At 73.3% G+C, this 21767-nt stretch carries 4 protein-coding genes and 1 pseudogene; all 5 read right to left on the reverse strand.

Translation table 11 applies throughout. The features are described 5' to 3' along the window. Window positions 1–14 precede the first annotated feature (14 nt). A pseudogene (locus QSK18_RS17660) lies at window positions 15–18257 on the reverse strand (SDR family NAD(P)-dependent oxidoreductase); the annotation flags it as partial. 141 nt (window positions 18258–18398) lie between these two features. Next, window positions 18399–19481, reverse strand: a complete 1083-nt coding sequence (locus tag QSK18_RS17665) for an HAD-IIIC family phosphatase (protein ID WP_285620555.1) — start codon at window positions 19479–19481, stop codon at window positions 18399–18401. 10 nt (window positions 19482–19491) lie between these two features. Further along, on the reverse strand, window positions 19492–20604 hold the full coding sequence (locus QSK18_RS17670; RefSeq protein ID WP_285620556.1) for an acyl-CoA dehydrogenase family protein: 1113 nt from the start codon (window positions 20602–20604) through the stop codon (window positions 19492–19494). Beyond that, window positions 20597–20860, reverse strand: coding sequence for a hypothetical protein (locus QSK18_RS17675; protein WP_285620558.1), 264 nt, complete (start codon window positions 20858–20860; stop codon window positions 20597–20599). Before QSK18_RS17675 ends, QSK18_RS17670 begins: the two co-directional genes overlap by 8 nt. Next, the gene (locus tag QSK18_RS17680) at window positions 20857–21759 is read right to left on the reverse strand and encodes a 3-hydroxyacyl-CoA dehydrogenase family protein (protein WP_285620561.1); all 903 of its coding nucleotides are present in this window, start codon (window positions 21757–21759) and stop codon (window positions 20857–20859) included. Before QSK18_RS17680 ends, QSK18_RS17675 begins: the two co-directional genes overlap by 4 nt. Window positions 21760–21767 lie beyond the last annotated feature (8 nt).

Here is a 21767-nt window from a genome sequence, read left to right on the forward strand (position 1 = left end):
AGCCGGCCGGTGTCGGGGGTGAGCCAGTAGGTCTGTCGTACGAAGGCGCGGGTGGGCAAGGCCACCCGCTGCGCACCGGTGCCGGCGAAGACGCTGGCCCAGTCCACGTCGCCGCCGCGCACGTGCACGTGGGCGAGCGCGCTCAGCAGCGTCATCGCCTCGTCGCGGTCGCGTCGCAGGGTGGGCACCCACAGCTCGCCCTCCGCCTCGGTCTGCGAGCCCAGCCCGGTGAGCACCCCGTCCGGGCCCAGCTCGACGAACGTGCGCACCCCGGACTCGCGCAGCGCGTTCACCGCGTCGTCGAAGCGCACCGCCTCCCGCACCTGCCGCACCCAGTAGCCGGGCTCCAGCACCGCCCCGGTGACCGGTTCGCCGGTGAGCGTGGAGACCAGCGGGATCCGCGGCACGGCGTAGGAGACCGAGCGGGTCACCTTCGCGAACTCGGCCAGCATCGGCTCCATCAGTGCGGAGTGGAAGGCGTGGGAGACCCGCAGCCGGCGGATCCGCACCTCGTCCTTCTCCAGTTCGCCCGCGAGCGCCTCGACCTGGTCGGCGGCGCCGGAGACGACCACCGCGGCCGGGCCGTTGACGGCTGCGACACCGATTCCGTCGAAGTCGGCGATCCGTTCCAGCACGGCACTTTCCGGCAGGGCGACGGCCAGCATGGCGCCGCCGGAGGGCAGGGCCTGCATCAGCCGGCCGCGAGCGGCGACCACGGCGCAGGCGTCGGCCAGCGACCACACCCCGGCCACGTGCGCCGCCGCCAGTTCACCGATCGAGTGCCCGGCCATCACCGCGGGCCTGACTCCCCACGACTCCAGCAGCCGGAACAGGGCCACCTCGAGCGCGAACAGCCCGGCCTGGGCCCAGACCGTGTCGTCCAGCGAACCTTCGCCGCCGATCACCGTCTTCAGCGTCAGACCGGCCTGGTCGAGGTGTTCCTCCAGGCCCGCGCAGACCGCGTCGAAGGCGTCGGCGAACACCGGGTGGGCGGCGTACAGCTCCTGCCCCATGCCCAGGCGCTGGGCGCCCTGGCCGGTGAAGACGAACCCGGTCTTGCCCACCGTCCCGGCCAGGCCGGTGATCGCCTTCCCGTCCAGGTCCCGCAGCGCCTCGGCGAGTTCGCCGGGGGTGCGGCCGAGCACGACCGCGCGGTGGGTCAGGTCGGGGCGCTGGGTGGTCAGCGACCAGCCCAGGTCGACAGCGTGCTCGGGGGTGAGCTTCTCGGGCAGGGCGTCGGCCAGCCGGGCGGCCTGGGCGGCCAGACCGGCCGGGCCACGACCGGACACGAGCCAGGGCACGACCGGCATCGGGGCGCGCGTCACCTCCGGCTCGGGCACCGGCGGCGCCTGTTCGATGATCACGTGGGCGTTGGTGCCGGAGAACCCGAACGACGAGATGCCGGCCCGGCGGGGACGGCCGGTGGCCGGCCAGGCGGTCGGCTCGGTGACCAGCTGCACGGCGCCGGTCTCCCAGTCCACGTGCGAGCTGGGTGCGTCCACGTGCAGGGTGGCCGGGACGATGCCGTGCTGCATGGCCTGGATCATCTTGATGATCCCGGCGACGCCCGCGGCGGCCTGGGTGTGGCCGATGTTCGACTTCACCGAGCCCAGCAGCAGCGGAGCAGCCCCATGCCGTTCCTGACTGCGTTGCCCGTAGGTGGCCAGCAGCGCCTGCGCCTCGATCGGGTCGCCCAGCCGGGTGCCGGTGCCGTGGCCCTCGACCACGTCCACGTCTGCCACACCCAGCCCGGCCGAGGCCAGGGCGGCGCGGATGACGCGTTGCTGCGAGGGCCCGTTGGGTGCCGTGAGGCCGTTGGAGGCGCCGTCCTGGTTCATTGCCGACCCCCGCAGAACCGCGAGGATCCGATGTCCGTTGCGGCGGGCGTCCGAAAGCTTCTCCAGCACCAGGACACCCACGCCTTCACCCCAGCCGGTGCCGTCGGCGGCATCGGCGTAGGCCTTGCAGCGGCCGTCGGCCGCGAGGCCGCGCTGGCGGGAGAACTCCACGAAGGTGCCGGGCGTGGCCATCACCGTGACCCCACCGGCCAGGGCCAGCGTGCAGTCCCCGGCCCGCAGGGCCTGGGCCGCCAGGTGCAGGGCGACCAGCGACGACGAGCAGGCCGTGTCCACCGTGACGGCGGGGCCCTCGAGCCCGAGCGCGTAGGCCACCCGGCCGGAGGCGACACCGCCGGAGGTGCCGGTGCTCAGGTAGCCCTCGACCTCGTCCGGGGTGCTGCCGCCCACGCCGTAGTCGTGGTAGATCAGGCCGGCGAAGACCCCGGTGTCGCTGCCCTGCAGCCCACTGGGGTCGATGCCGGCGTCTTCCAGGGCCTCCCAGGAGGTCTCCAGCAGCAGCCGCTGCTGCGGGTCCATGGCCAGCGCCTCGCGGGCGTTGATGCCGAAGAAGCGGGCGTCGAAGTCACCGGCGTCGTAGAGGAATCCGCCCTCGGCGGCGTAGCTCTTGCCACCGGCGTCCGGGTCGTGGTCGACCACCCCGGCCCACTGCGGGCCCCGGTCGACCGGGAAACCGCCGACCGCGTCCTGCCCCTCGGCCAGCAGGTTCCAGAACTCCTGGGCCGAGCCGGCCCCGCCGGGGAAGCGGCAGCCGATCCCGACGATCACCAGTTCGTCCCCGGCCACCGCGGCCCGGGCCCCGGCCGGCACGGCCGGGCCGGCCGGGACGGAACTCGCCCGGCCGACGATCTCGGCGCGCAGGTGCGCGGCCAGCACGGTGGGCGTGGGGTAGTCGAAGACCAGGGTGGCCGGCATCCGCAGACCGGTGACCTCGTTGACCCGGTTGCGCAGTTCCAGCGCCGTCAGCGAGTCGATGCCCAGGTCCTTGAAGGTGTCGCCGGCCTGGATCGCGTCGGCTCCGGGCAACCCGAGGACCAGTGCGGTCTGGGTGTGGACCACTTCCAGCAGGGCCGGTTCGTGCTCGGTCTCGGGCAGCGCGGCGAGCAGGTCGGCCAGCGCGTTGCCGCCGGCCCGGGCCGGGGCGCCGACCTTGCGCCGGGCCGCCCTTCTGACCACCGACGACAGCAGGGGGGCGATGCTCTCCTGGGCCTCCAGCGCCACCGTGTCCAGGTGCACGGGCACCAGCGCGGGCCGGGCGAACGCGTCCGCGGCGGCGAGCAGGGCCAGGCCCTCCTCGTTGGCCAGCGGCACGGTGCCGGAGCGGCTGAGCCGTTCCCAGTCGGCCTGGGCCAGGGCCGAGGTCATGCCTCCGGCGCCCTCGGCCGACCACGGGCCCCAGGCCAGCGACTGGGCAGCCAGGCCGCGCGAGCGGCGGTGGGCGGCCAGCGCGTCGAGGAAGGTGTTGGCGGCGGCGTAGTTGGCCTGCCCGGGGTTGCCCCACAGGCCCGCGATGCTGGAGAACAGCACGAAGTGCCGTAGGTCCCGGTCCAGGGTGAGTTCGTGCAGGTGCCAGGCCCCGTCGGCCTTCGGCCGCAGCACCGCGTGCAGACGCTGCGCGGTCTGGGCGCCGAGCACGCCGTCGTCGAGCACACCGGCCGCGTGGAACACGCCCCGCAGATCGGGGGTGGAGGCCAGGACGTTTCCGAGGTGGGCACGGTCGGCGACGTCGGCCGCCACCACCTGCACGTCCGCCCCGAGCTCGGCGAGATCGGCGGCGAGAGCGGGTAGTCCGGGCGCCGCCGGGCCGCGGCGCGAGAGCAGTACCAGGGCCTCGGCCTCGCCCCTCCGGGCCAGGTCGCGGGCCACGATCCCGCCCAGGGCGCCGGAAGCACCCGTGATCAGGACGGTTCCGGGGGCCGTGGTGACGGCCGGGATGGTCAGGACGACCTTGCCCACGTTGCGGGCCTGGCTCAGGTGACGGAAGGCTTCCGGGGCCCGGCGCACGTCCCAGGTGGCCACCGGCAGCGGAGTGAGGACGCCGGCCGCGAACAGCTCGGACAGCGCGGCGAACATCTGCGCGATCCGGTCCGGGCTGGTGTCGAGCAGGTCGAACGAGCAGTACTGCAGCCCGTCGTGCGCGGCGGCCATCACCTCCGGGTCGCGCACGTCGGTCTTGCCCATCTCGACGAACCGGCCGCCCGCGGCCAGCCGGGCCGAGGCGTCGACGAACTCACCGGCCAGGGAGTCGAGCACCACGTCGACCCCGGCTCCCCCGGTGACCGCGCGGAACGCGTCTTCGAACTCCAGGGTGCGGGAGGAGGCGATGTGGGTGGCGGGCAGGCCGAGTTCGCGCAGGGTCTGCCATTTCGGGGTGCTGGCGGTACCGAACACTTCAGCACCCAGGTAGCGGGCCAGCTGCACGGCGGCGATGCCGACCCCACCAGCGGCCGCGTGGATCAGGATGCGCTCACCGCTGCCCAGCCCGGCCAGATCGACCAAGGCGTAGTAGGCGGTGAGATAGACGACGGGCGCGGCCGCCGCCTCGGTCAGGCTCCAGCCGTTGGGCACGGCGACCAGAAGACGTTCGTCGGTCACCACTTCGGGGCCGAAAGCGGCCGTGAAGAGGCCCATCACGTGGTCGCCGGGCTGCAGGCGGGTGACGCCGTCCGCCACCTCCAGCACCACGCCGGCCCCTTCGAGACCGAGCTGCCCGGCGTCGCCGGGGTACATGCCGAGCACGTTGAGTACGTCGCGGAAGTTCACGCCGGCTGCCCGCAGGCCGACCCGGACCTGGCCCGGGGCCAGGACGTTGCTGGTCTCGACCGGGGCGAGGGTGAGGTTCTCCAGGGTGCCGCGGGCGGTGAAGTCCAGCCGCCAATTCTTGTTTTCGGAACTGGGCACGGCGAGGGGCTGAGTCGGTCGGGTCAGTCGCGGCACGCGCAACTCGCCTTGACGAACCGCGAATTCGGGCTCGCCCGCATCGATCCCGGCCTGCAGCAGGCCGAAGACTTCCGGCGTGCCGTCGAGGTCGGCCAGGACGAGGCGGCCCGGGTTCTCGGCCGAGGCCACCCGGACCAGACCCACAACGGTGGACGCGGCGGGGTCGGGAACGGCGCCCGGCCCGGCGTCAAGTGCGTGGTCGGTGAGGATCAGCAGCTGCGACTCGCCGAAGGCCTCGGTGCTCAGCCAGGTCTGGAGTCGGGAAAGCAGCTCGGCGGCAGTGTCGTGGGCGACCTCTGCAACGTCGGGGCGGGCGCTCGGGTGGGCGGCTACGACGACCACGTCCGGTGCCGGGGCGCCGTGGGCCAGGGCGGCTTCGAACTGCGCCAGGCTCTCGTAGCTCTGCACCGCTTCCGAGCCCGGCAGGTCGGTGCCCACCACGGCCCAGGTGCGCTCGGCGACGGCTGCGGCAGCCCGCACGGGCACCCAGCTCACCTCGTACAGCGAGTCCTGACCGGCCTTGTCGCCGGTCAGGCCGTCGGCCGGGAGGGCGCGCAGGACGAGCGAGGCGACCGAGGCGACGATGTCACCGTTCTCGTCGGCCAGGGTGACCGAGAAGCCCTCTGCGGCTGGGGCCAGACGCACCCGCACGGTGTCCGCACCGGTGGCGTGGACCATCACGTCGGTCCAGGCGAACGGCAGCAGTGGGCCTTCGCCGGGCTGCCCGGAGGTGCCGAGCAGGTGCAGCGAGGCGTCGAGCAGGGCCGGGTGCAGGGCGAATCCGTCGAGCTGGGCCTGCTCGGGCAGAGCCACCTCGGCGAACAGCTCGTCACCGCGCCGCCAGCCGCGCCGCACTCCCTGGAACAGGGAGCCGTAGCTCAGGCCGGTGGTGGCGAGGTCGGCGTAGAAGTTGTCCAGGTCGGTCTCGGCCGCACCGGCCGGAGGCCATTCGGTGAGCCGGGCCGGGGCCGGAACGTCGTCCGGCACCGCGAGCACACCGGTGGCGTGACGGGTCCAGGCGCCGGTGCGTCCCTCGGGCTGGGAGTGGATGGCCAGGGCGCTGCGGCCGTTGTCGTCCGCAGGCTCGACCGTGACCTGCACGCGAGTGCCGGCCATCACGTTGTCCGGCGGCAGGATCAGCGGGGTCTCGACCACCAGCTCCGCCACCCGGGTCTGGCCGGTCTCGTCCCCGGCCCGCACGGCCATCTCGACCAGCGCGGCGCCGGGCACGACCACCTGCCCGGCCACCACGTGCTCGCCCAGCCAGGGCTGCGAGCGCAGCGACAGGCGGCCGGTCAGCAGCACGCCGCCGGCGGCAATGGTGGTGCTCGCGCCCAGCAACGGGTGCGCGGCGCCGACCTGTCCCAGCCCGACCGCGTCGGCCGCGCCGCTTCCGGCCTCGAGCCAGTAGCGCTGCCGGGTGAAGGCGTAGGGCGGCAGGGTGACCCGGCGGGCGCCGGTGCCGGCGAAGAGCACCGACCAGTCCACGAGCCCGCCCCGCGTGTGCACGGCGCCGAGGGCCGAGACCAGGGTCTTCGGTTCGTCGCGGTCGCGGCGCAGTGCCGGGATCCAGGCCTCGTTCTCGGCGGCGAACCCGGCACCCAGGCCGGAGAGCACGCCGTCGGGGCCGATCTCGACGAAGGTGCGCACCCCGAGGTCGCGCAGGGCGGTGACGGCGTCAGAGAAGCGCACGGCCTCGCGCACCTGGCGCACCCAGTACGCCGGGTCGAGCAGTTCCGGCCCGGCGGGCAGCCCGGTCAGGGTGGAGACCAGCGGGATGCGCGGCGCGGCGTAGGTGACCGATGCGGTGACGGCCGCGAACTCGGCCAGCATCGGTTCCATCAGGGCCGAGTGGAAGGCGTGCGAGACCCGCAGCCGGCGCACCCGCAGGTTCTGCGCGCTCAGGTGTTCCTCGGCGGCGGCGACGGCCTCCTGCGGGCCGGACAGCACCACCGCGTCGGGGGCGTTGACCGCGGCGATGCTCAGCCCGTCGAACTGCGCGTCGATACCGGCGGTCAGCAGCCGCACGTCGTCCTCGCCGGCCCGCACCGAGAGCATGGCGCCGCCGGAGGGCAGTGCCTGCATCAGCCGGCCCCGGGCCGCGACCACCACGGCCGCGTCGGCCAGCGACCAGACCCCGGCCACGTGCGCGGCGGCCAGCTCACCGATCGAGTGGCCGGCCACGGCCGAGGGCTGAACGCCCCAGGACTCCAGCAGCCGGAACAGCGCCACCTCGAGCGCGAACAGCCCGGCCTGGGCCCACTGCGTCTGGTCGATCTGCTCGCCGGCCAGGAGCACGTCCCGCAGCGAGCCCGGCCCGCCCAGGTGCTCCTCCAGCGCCGCGCAGACCTCGTCGAAGGCCCTCGCGTACACCGGGTACACCTGGTAAAGCTGCTGGCCCATGCCGGCCCGCTGCGCGCCCTGACCGGTGAACACGAAGGCGATCTGGTCACCGCCGACGGCGCCCTCACCGGCCGGGCCGGCGATCAGCTCGTCCAGGCGGGTGAGCAGTTCGTCGCGGGAGCTACCGGTGAGCACCGCGCGCTCGGGCAGGTGGGCCCGGGCGGTGGCCAGCGACCAGCCGACGTCCAGCGGGTCGAGTTCGGGCTGTCCGTGCAGGTGCTCGCGCAGCCGGAGGGCCTGGGCGGCCAGGCTGTCGCGGCCCCGGGCGGAGATCGTCCAGGGGATCACCGGCATCGCCACGACCGACTCGGCGGAGCCGTCGGCGGTGGGGACGACGGTGGCCCGGCGGGCGGTGTCCTCGGCCGGCGCCTGCTCGAGGATGACGTGGGCGTTGGTGCCGGAGAAGCCGAAGCTGGAGACGGCGGCCCGGCGCGGGCGGCCGGTTTCCTGTCGATCCGGCCACGGCGTGGACTCGGTGACCAGACGCACCGCCCCGGCGTCCCATTCCACGTGTGCGGACGGCTCGTCCACGTGCAGGGTGGCGGGGACCGTGCCGTGCGCCATCGACTCGATCATCTTGATCACACCGGCCACCCCGGCCGCGGCCTGGGTGTGGCCGATGTTCGACTTCACCGAGCCCAGCAGTACCGGGTTGCGGTCGTCGCGGGCCTGCCCGTAGGTAGCGATCAGCGCCTCGGCCTCGATCGGGTCGCCCAGCCGGGTGCCGGTGCCGTGCCCCTCCACCACGTCCACGTCAGCCGCCGAGAGACCGGCGGCGGCCAGGGCCGACTGGATCACCCGCTGCTGCGAGGGGCCGTTGGGCGCGGTCAGGCCGTTGGAAGCGCCGTCCTGGTTGACCGCCGTACCGGCGAGCACCGCCAGCACCCGGTGCCCCTTGCGCCGGGCGTCCGACAGGCGCTCGACCACCAGCATGCCCACGCCCTCGCCCCACCCGGTGCCGTCGGCGGCCTGGGCGTAGGCCTTGCAGCGGCCGTCGCTCGAGAGCCCCCGCTGCCGGGCGAACTCCAGGAACGTTCCGGGCGTGGCCATAACGGTGACGCCACCGGCCAGGGCCAGGTCGCACTCCCCCGAGCGCAGGGCCTGGGCGGCCAGGTGCAGGGCCACCAGAGAGGAGGAGCAGGCCGTGTCCACGGTGACCGCGGGTCCCTCCAGACCCAGGGCGTAGGCGACGCGACCGGAGGCCACCCCGCCCGAGCCACCGGTGGTCAGGTAGCCCTGGACCTCCTCGGGCATCACCCCGCCGACCGCGTAGTCGTGGTAGATCAGGCCGGCGAAGACCCCGGTGGCGCTGCCGTGCAGCGAGCCCGGGTCGATCCCCGCATCTTCCAGCGCCTGCCAGGAGGTCTCCAGCAGCAGCCGCTGCTGCGGGTCCATGGCCAGCGCCTCGCGGGGGCTGATGCCGAAGAACTGGGCGTCGAAGTCGCCCGCGTCGTGCAGGAAGGCACCGGTGCGGGTGTGCGGGCTCTCGCCCTCGAACACCCCGTCCCAGGTGGGGCCGCGGTCGGCCGGGAAGGTGGAGACGGTGTCCACGCCGTCGGCCAGCAGCTGCCAGAACTCGCCGGAAGAGCCGACGCCCCCGGGGAAGCGGCAGCCGATGCCGACGATGACCAGCTGGTCCTCCTCGGTGCGAGCGACTGTGGGGACCAGTTCGCGGGCCGAGGACGCGACCACGTCCTCGGGGATCAGCCGGGCCCGCAGGAAGCCGGTGAGCAGAGTCGGCGTGGGGTAGTCGAACACCACCCCGGCCGGCAGCCGCAGGTCGGTGACCGAGCCCAGCCGGTTGCGCAGCTCGACGGCGGTGAGCGAGTCAATGCCCAGGTCGCGGAACGCGGCGGACGGCGAGACCGCCTCGACCCCGGACATTCCCAGCACCAGGGCGGCCTGCGCCCGCACCAGGTCGAGCACCGTGCGGTCACGGTCGGCCTCGCTCATCGAGGCCAGGCGCCCGGCCAGCCCAGTGCCACCTGCGCTCGCCGCGCCGGCCACGCGCCGGGTACGAGAGACGGTGGTCTGCCCGGACGTGAGGCCGGAAAGCAGCGCAGGCAGGGAGCCACGGACCGACCGCAACGCCAGACGAGCAGGAACCAGCAGGGCGTGCGGCAGGCCCAGGGCGGAGTCGAGTAGTGCCAGCCCTTCGGTGGCGGTGTGCGGCGCGAGGCCCTGGCGGGCGAAACGCTGCCAGTCGGCGTCGGTGAGCGCGTCGGCCATGCCGCCGCCTTGAGCGGCTTCCAGCTGCCAGGGGCCCCAGGCCAGCGACGTGGCCGGAAGGCCTTCCGCCCGGCGGGCTGCGGCCAGGGCGTCGAGGAAGGTGTTGGCCGCTGCATAGCCGGCCTGACCGGCGTTGCCCCAGAGCCCCGCCACCGACGAGAACAGCACGAAATGATCCAGATCCGCACCCCGGGTGAGGGCGTGCAGGTTCCACGCGCCGTCCACCTTGGGCTGCAGAACCGCCTGCAGTCGCTCGGGGGTCAGCGCGGCGATGACGCCGTCGTCGAGCACGCCCGCCGCGTGCACCACGGTCCGCAGCGGGGCCGCAGCAGGAAGAGCACCAAGCACGGACGCCAGTTGGCTGCGGTCGGCGACGTCGGCTGCGAGCAGCTGCACATTCACCCCGCGCGCGGCCAGATCGGCCACCAGGGCTGCGGTTCCGGGCGCAGCCGGGCCGCGGCGTGACAGCAGCACGTACTGTCGTGCGGCGTTCCCGGAAGCCACCAGATGACGGGCGACCAGGCCGCCCAGCGCACCGGAGACTCCGCTGATCAGAACGGTTCCCGAACGCCGGAGCGAGGGCAGCGTGAGCACGACCTTGCCCACGTTGCGGGCCTGGCTCAGGTAGCGGAACGCCTCGACCGCCTGCCGCACGTCCCAGGCCGCCACCGGCAACGGCCGCAGCGAACCGTCGGCGAAGAGCGCCGAAAGCGCCTGGAACATCGGGGCGATCGCACCGGGGTCGAGCTCGAGCAGGTCGAACGCCGAGTAGGCCAGACCGTCGTGCGCGCGGGCCACCTCGTCCGGATCCCGGACGTCGGTCTTGCCGATCTCCACGAAGCGGCCCTGGGGCCCGGCCGCCAGCCGCAGCGATGCGTCGACGAAATCCCCGGCCAGGGAGTCCAGGACGACATCGACCCGGCCGAACGCGTCCTCGAACTCCAGGGTGCGGGAACTGGCCACGTGGTCCGGGTCCAGACCCGCCGCGTGCAGCATCGGCCACTTGCCCGGGCTGGCCGTGCCGAACACCTCGGCGCCCAAATGGCGGGCCACCTGCACGGCCGCCGAGCCGACACCACCGGCGGCGGCGTGGATGAGCACCGACTCGCCCGCCTGCAGCCCGGCCACCGAGACCAGCGCGTGCCAGGCGGTCAGGTAGACCACCGGCGCGGAAGCGGCCTCGGCCATCGTCCAGCCGTCCGGAACCGGCGCCAGCAGCCGCTCGTCGGCGATCGCGATCGGCGCGAAAGCAGCCTCGAAGAGGCCCATCACGGCATCTCCGGCCGCGACCGAAGTCACCTCCGGGCCGGTCTCGAGCACCACACCGGCGCCTTCGAGACCCAGCAGCCCGGGATCGCCCGGGTACATGCCGAGCACGTTCAGCACGTCCCGGAAGTTCACCCCAGCCGCCCGCAGCGCCACCCGGACCTCCCGAGGGGCCAGCGGACGTCCATCGGTGTCGGTGGGCTTGAGCGCCACGTTCTCCAGCGTGCCGCGCTCGGTGACGTTCAGCCGCCAGCTCGGCTCCCCGGCCGGCACCGCCAGACCGGTCTCGACCCGGGCCAGCCGCGGAGCCAGCAGCCGGCCGCCGCGCGCCGCGATCTGCGCCTCACCGCAGGCCATGACCTGTGCGAGAAGGTCCGCCGGGGGCGCATCGTCCAGGTCGGCCAGGACGACCCGTCCGGGCTGTTCGGACTGGGCCACCCGGACCAGGCCGACCACCCCGGCCACCGCGGGCGAGACCGCCACCGCACCGGCGTCGACGGCCCGTTCGGTGAGCACCAGCAGCCGGGTAGCGGCCAGCTCCTCGGCCTTCAGGAAGTCCTGCAAAGTCTTGAGTACGGACGCGGTGAGGGCGTGTGCGCGCGCGGGAACGTCGGCCTGTTGCGGGCTTTCGGCGACCCGGAAGATCAGCGCGTCGGGTGCCGGGGCGCCGTCGGCCACGGCCGCCACCACTGCGGCCACGTCCACGAACGAGGGGGCATCGGACGGGGCTGCGCTGCGGTCGGCGCCCAGCACGGCGAAGCGCACGGCCTGCTCGTCGGTCGGTTCGGCCCGGTCGGGCACGGGCACCCAGGTCAGCCGGTGCAGCGCCTCGGCGAGCAGGGGGTCCTCGGCCAGTCCACCGGCCGGCAGGGGCCGCAGCGTCAGAGAGCCGACCGTGGCGATCGTCGCACCCTGCTCGTCGGCCAGCGTCAGCCCGAAACCGTCGGCCACCGGTGCGATGCGCACCCGGGCCATCGAGGCGCCGGTGGCCTGCACCACCACGTCGTTCCAGGCGAACGGCAGGTGGGCGGTCTCCTCCCCGGCGATCAGGTGCAGCGCCGAGTCCAGCAGCGCCGGGTGCAGGCCGTAGCCCTCGACCTCGGTACCGGCTCCGAGCGCCACCTCCACGAAGAGCTCGGTGTCGCGCCGCCAGGCCGCCCGGACCCCCTGGAACGACGGGCCGTAGGGCAGGCCCAGACCGGCCAGCCGCTCGTAGAGTCCGCCGATGTCCTGGGCCACTGCTCCGGCCGGCGGCCAGACCGCCATTGCCGTTTCGGCCTGGGCAGTTTCAGTCTGGGCGGTTTCGATCCGGCCAGTTTCGGTCTGGGCGGTTTCGGTCTGAGCGTTCTCGGCCTGGGCGAGCACACCGGTGGCGTGCTCGGTCCACGGCGCGCTCTCGTCCTCGGGCCGGGAGTGGATGGCCAGCGGCCGCTCGCCCCGCTCGTCCGGTTCCCCGACGGTGATCTGCACCTGGATGCCGCCGCGGGCGGGCACCACCATCGGCGCCTGGATCACCATCTCGGCCAGGCGTGAGCAGCCGGTCTCGTCGCCGGCCCGGATCGCCATCTCGACCAGCGCCGCCCCGGGCACCACGACTCGTCCGGCCACGACGTGATCCGCCAGCCAGGGCGGCACGTTGCGGGACAGGCGCCCGGTCAGGACCAGGCCGCCGTTGGCGGGCAGTTCCACGACGGTGCCCAGCAACGGGTGACCGGAGGCACCCAGGCCACTGTCCTTGGGACGGGCGCCGGTGCGGGGCGAGAGCCAGAACCGCTGCCGGGTGAAGGCGTAGGTGGGCAGGGCAACCCGCTGGGCCCCAGGGAGGACGGCGGCCCAGTCGACCTCGACGCCGCGAGCCCCCAGGGCGCCGATCGCCGCCACGACGGCGACGCTCTGATCACGGTCGCGCCGCTGAGCCGGGATCCACACCCCCGCGCCGTGAACGGCGCCCAGGGAGGTGAGTACGGCGTCGGGACCGATCTCGACGAAAGTCCTTACGCCGATGCGTTCCATGGCCGTGACGGCGTCGGCGAAACGGACGGCCTCGCGCACCTGCCGCACCCAGTACAGCGGGTCGAGCAGTTCTTCGGACGCCAGTGCGCCGGTGAGCGTGGAGACGATGGGGATGCGCGGGGGCGCGTAGGAGACGGAGGCCGTCACCGCCGCGAACTCCTGGAGCATGGGCTCCATCAGGGCCGAGTGGAAGGCGTGCGAGACCCGCAGCCGCCTGGTTCGCACATCGGTGGCCGAGAGTGCGCGCTCGAGCGACGCCACCGCGTCCTCAGTTCCCGAGACCACCACCGCTTCGGCGGCGTTGACCGCCGCGAGACCGACGCCGGGGATGTCGGCGATGGCGGCGAGCACGTCGGCCTCGCCCGCCCGCACCGACAGCATCGCCCCGCCGCGGGGCAGAGCCTGCATCAGCCGACCGCGGGCGGCCACCACCTTCGCGGCGTCGTCCAGGTTCCAGATGCCGGCCACGTGGGCGGCGGCCAGTTCACCGATCGAGTGGCCGGCCAGGGCCTGCGGCTCGACGCCGAACGAGGCGAGCAGCCGGAACAGCGCCACTTCGACGGCGAACAGTCCGGTCTGGGCCCACATGGTGTCGTCGATCGGGCCGGCGTGACCGTCGAGCACGCTCTTCAGCGACTCGGGCTGGGCCAGGTGCTCGTCCAGCGCGGCGCAGGCCTGGTCGAAGGCGGCGGCGAACACCGGGAAGGCAGCGTACAGCTGCTGGGCCATGCCGACGCGCTGAGCCCCCTGGCCGGTGAAGACGAAGCCGAGCAGCCCGGCGCCCTGGGTGATGGTGCCGGAGGGTTCGACAGCTCTGAGCCCACTGATGAGCTCGTCGCGGGTGGCTCCGGTGACCACGGCCCGCTCGGGTAGACCGGTGCGCACCGAGGCCAGCGACCAGGCCAGGTCGGCGGGGGTGACCGCAGGGCGGTTCGCGAGGAACTCAGCCAGCTGGTGGGCCTGGGCCGGCAGGGCGTCGGCGGTGCGGGCCGAGATGATCAGGGGTACGGCAGGGTCCGCCGCCCGGCCGTTCGGCGCTCCGGCCGAGACCTGCTCGACGCCTGCGGCCGGGGCACCGGAACCGGCCGTGACCGGTCGGGCCTCGTCGGGCGCCTCGGCAACCGTGGTTGCGACCGGGTCGGGAGCCTGTTCCAGGATCACGTGTGCGTTGGTGCCGCTGATGCCGAACGACGAGACACCGGCCCGCCGCGGCCGGCCACGATCGGGCCAGGCGGCCGCCTCGGTGAGCAGCTTCACCGTGCCCGCCGACCAGTCCACGTGCGTGGTGGGCTCGTCGGCGTGCAGGGTGCGGGGCAGTTCGGCGTGCTGCAGGGCCAGGACCGTCTTGATGATCCCGGCCGCGCCCGCCGCCCACTGGGTGTGCCCGATGTTCGACTTGATCGTGCCCAGCAGCAGCGGGTGCCCCGCGTCGCGGGCCGAGCCGTAGGTCGCGATCAGCGCCTGCGCCTCGATCGGATCGCCCAGGCCGGTGCCGGTGCCGTGCGCCTCCACCGCGTCCACGTCGGCCGCGTCCAGGCCCGCTCCGGCCAGCGCCGCACGGATCACGCGCTGCTGCGAGGGCCCGTTCGGGGCGGTCAGGCCGTTCGAGGCGCCGTCCTGGTTCACTGCGGAGCCGGCCACCACGGCCAGCACGTCATGGCCCAGTCGGCGGGCGTCCGAGAGTCGTTCCAGCACGATCACGCCGGCGCCCTCGGCCATTCCCATGCCGTCGGCGCCCGCCCCGAACGCCTTGCAGCGCCCGTCGGAGGAAAGCCCCTGCTGGCGGGTGAACCAGGTCAGCCACGAGGGGGTGGCGTGCACGGTGACGCCACCGGCCAGCGCCAGGTCGCACTCACCGCTGCGCAGGGCCGAGGCGGCCAGGTGCAGGGCGACGAGCGACGAGGAGCAGGCCGTGTCCACCGTGACCGCGGGGCCCTCGAACCCGAACGTGTAGGCCACCCGCCCGGACAGCACGCTGGTGGCGCTACCGGTGCGCAGATGCCCCTGAAGGTCGGCCGGGCCGTCGTCGCCGTAGCCGGACGAGGCGGCGCCGATGTACACCCCGGTGGCCGAGCCGCGCAGGCCCGGGATGTCGATCCCGGCCCGCTCCAGGGCCTCCCAGGCGGTCTCGAGCATCAGGCGCTGCTGCGGGTCCATCGCCAGCGCCTCGCGCGGGCTGACCCCGAAGAAGGCCGCGTCGAAGTCGGCGACATCGGGCAGGTAACCACCGCGCTGAGCGGCCTGCCCCTCGAGTTCCCAGCCGCGGTCGGCCGGTGCCTCGCCGATCGCGTCCACCCCCTGGGAGACCAGCTGCCAGAGTCCCTCGGGGTCCCGGACGCCGCCGGGCAGACGGCAGCTCATGGCAACGATGGCAACCGGCTCGTCGATCGCCGCCGCCACAGTGGAAACGGGGCGCGACTGCGCGAGCTCGGTGGCACCCAGCAGCTGGGCGCGCAGGAACCCGGCCAGGACGGCCGGGGTGGGGTAGTCGAACACCAGCGTGGTGGGCAGCGTCAGACCGGTGGCGGTGTTCAGCCGGCTGCGCAGCTCGACCCCGGCCAGCGAGTCGAACCCGCTGTCCTTGAAGGTGCGTCCGGGGTCGATCGCGTCGGGGGTGGCGAGGCCGAGCAGAGCCGCCGCGTGGGCCTGGATCAGCTCCAGCACGAGCTGGGCCTGCTCCCCCGCCGCGCGGCCGGTGATGCGCTCGCGGATGCCGCCGACGGTGGCGGTCTCGAACGCTTGCACCGTCGGCACGTCGGCGCCCCGGTTCGCCGGGTCGAGCCAGAACCGCTGGTGCTCGAAGGCGTAGGTGGGCAGGTCGACGGGGGCGGCAGCGGGCAGCACCCGGGCCCAGTCGACCGGCACGCCCCGCACGTGGGCCTCGGCCAGCGAGGTCAGGAATCGCTCGGCGCCACCGTCTTCGCGGCGCAGCGTCGAGGTGACCACGGGCGCCGGGCGCAGGGCGGCCCGGCCGGCCCGGGCGTGCTCGATGGTGGAGGTGATCGGCCCGGTCAGCACCGGGTGCGGGGAGATCTCGACGAAGATCTCGTAGCCGTCGCTCTCCAGCCGGGCCACCGCGTCGGCGAAACGCACCGGCTGACGCAGGTTCTCGACCCAGTAGGCAGCGTCCAGCAGCTCGACCGGCTCGGCCGTCACCGACGAGACCATCGTGGTGCCGCCGCCCAGCGACTGCACCCCCCGAAGCTCCTCGAGCAGCTCCGGGCGCACATCGTCGACCTGCGGGCTGTGCGAGGCGTAGTCGACCGGTAGAAGGCGGTGACGGACCTCGTCGCGCTCGCACCCGGCGGCGATCCGGGCCAGCGCCTCGGGGTCACCGCTGACCACGGTGGCGTCGGGGCTGTTGATCACGCCGATCGCGACCTGCCCGGCGAACGGCTCGATGCGGGCGGCGACGGCCTCGGCCGACTCGGCGATCGAGAGCATACCTCCGCGCCCGGCCAGGGCCCGCAGTACTCGGCTGCGGCGGGCCACGATGCGGGCCGCGTCTTCCAGGGTGAGCAGACCGGCCACGTGGGCGGCGGCGATCTCGCCCTGGCTGTGCCCGACCACCGCGGCGGGCGCGACGCCGGACTCCTGCCAGAGCGCAGCCAGGGCGACGGTGACCGCGAAGAGTGCGGGCTGGACCACGTCGACGCGCTCAAGGCTGGGCGCGTTGTCAGCACCGGCCAGCACGTCATCGAGAGCGGCGCCGTCCCAGTCCAGGTGGGGGGCGAGGGCACGTTCGGCCTCGGTGAGCCTGGCCGCGAAAATGGGCGACGACTGGGCGAGCTCACGCCCCATACCGAGCCACTGCGAGCCCTGGCCGGGGAAGACGAAGACGACGCGGGGGTCGGTGGCGGAGTGAGCGGTGCCGGCCACGATGGCGGGCGAGGGGCGACCGGCCGCGAGGTCGGCGAGCAGGTCGGCTGCGCCCGGCAGGTTCGCTGAGTCCGGATTGCCCGAGCCGGAGGACGTGCTCGTGGCCCCGACGGCCTCGACGGTGTCCACGGCGGCCGTGGCCGCGGGGTCGGTGGTGACCGAGGCGTCCGGGCGGCTGGTGATCAGGACGGCGCGGTGCTCGTGGGCGGTGCGGGTGGTGGCCAGCGACCAGGCCACCGAGGCCGGCTCGAGAGCCACTGCCGTGGCCAGGTGCTCGCTCAGTCGCGCGGCCTGGCCGGCCAGCGCGGCCTCCGACCGGGCCGAGAGCAACCAGGCGGCCGGGGCGGGCGCACCTGCGAACAAACCAGGCCCACCGACGTTTTCAATCTGGCTCGGGGTCGCGCTCTGGGTGGGGGCCTCTTCGAGGATCGCGTGGGCGTTGGTGCCACTGATACCGAACGACGACACGCCGGCCCGGCGCGGGCGGCCGGTCTGCGGCCAATCCTGTGGCTGGGTGAGCAGGTTCAGCCCGGAGGCGGCCCAGTCCACGTGCGGCGTGGGGTCGCTGATGTTTAGCGAGGCGGGGAGCATCCCGTGGCGCAGCGCCATCACGGTCTTGATCACCCCGGCCACCCCGGCGGCGGCCTGGGTGTGGCCGATGTTCGACTTCACCGAACCGACGTGCACCGGACGATCGGCCGGGCGGGCGGCGCCGTAGGTGGCCAGCAGCGTGCGGGCCTCGGTGCGGTCGCCCAGAGGCGTTCCGGTGCCGTGCGCCTCGACCGCGTCGATGTCGGCGGCGCTCAGTGCGGCGGCGGCCAGGGCGTCGCGGATCACGGCTTCCTGCGCGGTGCCGTTGGGCGCGGTGAGCGCCGTGCTCGCGCCGTCGTTGTTGATCGCGGTGCCGCGCAGCACGGCGAGCACGCGGTGGCCGTTGCGCACCGCGTCCTCCAGCCGTTCCAGCACCAGCAGACCGGCGCCCTCGGACCAGACCGTGCCGTCGGCGTCGGCCGAGAAGGCCTTGACCCGGCCGTCCGGGGCCAGGCCGCGCAGGCGGCTGAACGCGACGAAGTTGCCCGGGGTGGCCATCACCGACACACCACCGGCGATCGCCAGCGAGGTGTCGCTCTGGCGCAGCGCCTGGGCGGCCAGGTGGATGGCCACCAGCGAACTGGAGGCCGAGGTGTCGACCGTCAGGGCGGGCCCATTCAGGCCCAGGGTGTAGGCGATCCGGCCGGACATCACGCTGGTGGTGGTGCCGGTGAGCAGGTGCGCCTCGATCGCCTCGGGGGCGTTGTAGAGCGAGGGGCCGTACTCGCGGGGCTCGGCGCCGACGAAGACGCCGGTGCGGCTGCCGCGCAGGGCCACCGGATCCAGCCCGGCCCGTTCCAGGGCCTCCCAGGCGACCTCCATCAGCACCCGCTGCTGCGGGTCCATGGCCAGGGCCTCACGCGGGGAGATGCCGAAGAAGGCCGGGTCGAAACCGGCCACGTCGTCGAGGAAACCGCCGCGGTCCAGGTAGCTGGTCTCAGCCAGGGAGTCCAGGTCCCAGCCCCGGTCGCCGGGCAGGCCGGAGATGACCTCCTGCCCGGAGACCGCGACCTGCCAGAGGTCTTCGGGTGACCGGACGCCGCCGGGGTAACGGCAGGCCATGCCGACGACGGCAAGGGGGACCGAGGACTGCTGCTCGGGCTGGCTCATGACTGTGCTCCCTGGATGACGCTCAGACCGGAACGGCCGCTCGCGGGGGCGGCCGTCGGGTGGGTACCCGACTGCCGGCCGCCGCGAAGGACACTGGCTTTCCGGAGGTGACTAGGCGATGCCCGCCGCAGCCAGGTCGGGTGAGGTCAGCCGCATCGTGGTGGGCTCGGGACGGCGCTCGGTGACCAGGTGCAGGCACTGGATGTCGCCACCGGCCTTCGGCACCTCGTTCAGGCACTCGCACTCGTCCGAGGTGAAACCGGCGAACCGGTAGGCGATCTCCATCATCCGGTTGCGGTCGGTGGCCCGGAAGTCGGCGGCCAGGTGCACCCCGGCCCGGGCGGCCTGGTCGACCAGCCAGTTCAGCAGCACCGAGCCCGCGCCGAAGGTGACCACGCGGCAGGAGGTGGCCAGCAGCTTGAGGTGCCAGACCTGCGGGTGACGCTCCAGCAGCAGCACGCCCACCGCGCCGTGGGTGCCGAACCGGTCGGACAGCGTGATGGTGAGGACCTCGTGCTGCGGGTCGGACAGCAGACCGCGCAGCGTCTCGTCGCCGTAGTGCACGCCGGTGGCGTTCATCTGGCTGGTGCGCAGGGTGAGTTCCTCGACCCGGGAGAGGTCCTCGCCGTCGGCCCGCTTGATCTGCATGACCAGCTCGAGCGACTTGAGGAATGCCTCGTCGGGGCCGTCGAACGAGGACTTCTCCTCGTCGCGGGCGGCGTTGGCGCGGTACATCTCCCGGCGGCGGCGGGCGTCGACGGTGACCACCTCGGGGCTGAACTCCGGGCGGTCCAGCAGAGCCAGGACGTCGGCCTCGGTGTAGGTGCGTACCTCGGGGTGGTGGTACTCGACCTCGGCCCGCTCGTTCGGCATGTCGTCGACGAAGGCGATGGTCTTCAGCGCGAACTGGAGCTTGTCGGCGATCCGCTGCACCGAGTCGGACTTGTTGCCCCAGCCGATCTGCGGGTGCAGGAAGTACTCGGCCACCCCGAGCGCCTCGAGCTGCTTCCAGGCCAGGTCGTGGTCGTTGCGGCTGGCCACCGACTGCAGGATGCCGCGCTGGTCCAGCTCGGCGATCACGGCGCGGACCTCTTCGGGCAGGTGCACCTCGCCGTCCTCCAGCAGGGTGCCCTTCCACAGGGTGTTGTCCAGGTCCCAGACCAGGCACTTGACCAGAACGGGCTTCTCGGACACGTGAGATCTCCTAGTACGTCTGGGAAAGCGCGTGGTGGGCGAGGATCAGCTGGCTGATCTCGTTGCTGCCCTCGATGATTTCCATGACCTTGGAGTCGCGGTAGGCGCGGGCCACGACGTGCCCGTCCACCGCCCCGGCCGAGCCCAGCACCTGCACGGCGGTGCTCGAGCCGTGCGCGGCGTGGCCGGCGGCCACGTGCTTGGCCAGCACGGTGGCGGTGACCAGGTCGGGCGAGTAGGCCTGCCAGGCGGCGCTGGCCTGCTCGCAGACCCGGGTGCTGACCTGCTCGGCGGCGAACAGCTCGGCCAGGTGCCGGGCGACCAGCTGGTGCTCGCCGATCTTCTTGCCCGACTGCTCCCGGCGGCGGGCGTGTTCGACGGCAGCCTTCAGGCAGGCCCGGACGATGCCGGTGCAGCCCCAGGCCACCGAGATCCGGCCGTAGGAGAGCGCGACCGTGAAGAGCATGGTGAGGTCTTGGCCGCCGCCGCCCAGCACCGCCGAGGCGGGCAGGCGCACGTCGTCCAGGCGCACGTTGATGTGGCCGGCGGCACGGCAGCCGAGCACGGCCACGTCGATCGGCTCGAGCTCCACGCCCGGGGCGTCGGTGGGCACCGCGACCACCGCGGCCGCGTCGCCGAAACGGGCCAGAACCATGACGTAGTCGGCGTAGGAGGCGCCCGTAACCCACATCTTCTGGCCGCTGAGCACGAACTCGTTACCGTCACTGCGCAGCTCGGTGGACAGTGCGGCCAGGTCGCTGCCAGCGCCGGGCTCGCTGAAGCCGACCGCGGCCAGCTTGCCGCTGGTCAGCTCGGCCAGGTAGTCGCGGCGCTGGGTCTTGTCGCCGAACCGGGAGACCATCCAGGCGGCCATGCCGTGCGAGGTCATGATGCTGCGGGTGGAGCTGCACAGGCTGCCGACGAACGCGGTCAGCTCACCGTTCTCGCCGCTGGTGAGCCCGAGACCGCCCATCGCGGGAGGCACCTCGGCGCACAGCAGGCCGCGCTCGCCGAGCTTGCGCAGCTCCGAGAGCGGCAGCTGCCCGGCCACGTCCCAGGCCCCGGCCTGGTCGCCGATCAGCCCGGCGGCGAACTCCTTCAGCCCGGAGAGCTGGTCAGTCATCTTCGGCCAGCCGCAGCACCAGGGCGGTCATCACCTTGGCGGTGCGGAAGTTGTCGAGCTTCAGCTCGGGGCCGATGATCGCGATGTCGTAGGTCGACTCCAGGTGCACGACCAGTTCCATCGCGAACATCGAGGAGACCAGGCCGGTGGCGAAGATGTCGTCGTCCGGGGCGATCTCGGTGCGGATCTTGGCCGTCAGGTACTCGGTCAGGTCCTTCTCGACGATCTCCGCCTGCAGACCGGAAACCTGGGTCATGACGCCACCTTCACATTGTTCGAGGAGTTCGAGGGGTTCGAGTAGTCGTAGAAACCCCGGCCGGTCTTGCGGCCGAAGTGACCGTCGCGGACCAGGCCGAGCATCAGGTCGCAGGGCCGGCAGCTCTCGTCGCCGGTGCGCTCGAACAGCACGTTCAGCGAGTCGACGAGGTTGTCCAGGCCGATCAGGTCGGCGGTGGCCAGCGGGCCGGTGGAGTGGCCGAGGCAGCCCTCCATCAGGCCGTCCACCACCTCCACGCTCGCGACGCCGTCCTGCACCAGCTTCGCCGCGGTGTTGATCATCGGGTGCAGGACCTTGTTGATCACGAAGCCCGGGCCGTCGTTCACCACCAGGCACCTACGCCCGAGCGTGGTGAGCAGCTCGGTGACCGCGGTCATGGTGGCCTCGGCGGAGCGCGGGCCGCGGATCACCTCGACCATCTCGATCATGTAGGCCGGGTTCATGAAGTGGACCCCGACCAGGTCCTCCGGACGGGCCACCGCCTCGGCCATCTCGTCGATCGGGATGCACGAGGTGTTCGAGACGGTCAGCGTGCCCGGGGCGACGAGCTGCGAGATCTCCGACAGCACCTTGGTCTTGGTCTCGGCCAGCTCGGTGACCGCCTCGATCACCGCGAACGCACCGGCCGCGTCGGCCAGCGAGACCGTGGTGGTGAGCGCGGTCTTCGGGTGCAGTACCCGCTGCGCGTCGAACTTGCCCATCAGCTGGCCGTGGCGCAGCTTGAGCCCGATCGTCCTGCGGGCCTCGGCCAGGACCTCCTCGTCGACGTCGACCAGGACCACCGGCACGCCGTGCCCGAGCGCCAGGGTGGTGATGTTGGTGCCCATCACGCCGGCCCCGACGATCGCGAGCGGGCCTTGCGAAACTTCGCTGCTCATCTGGAGTT

Source organism: Kineosporia sp. NBRC 101677 (assembly GCF_030269265.1).
Taxonomy (GTDB): Bacteria; Actinomycetota; Actinomycetes; order Actinomycetales; family Kineosporiaceae; genus Kineosporia; species Kineosporia rhizophila.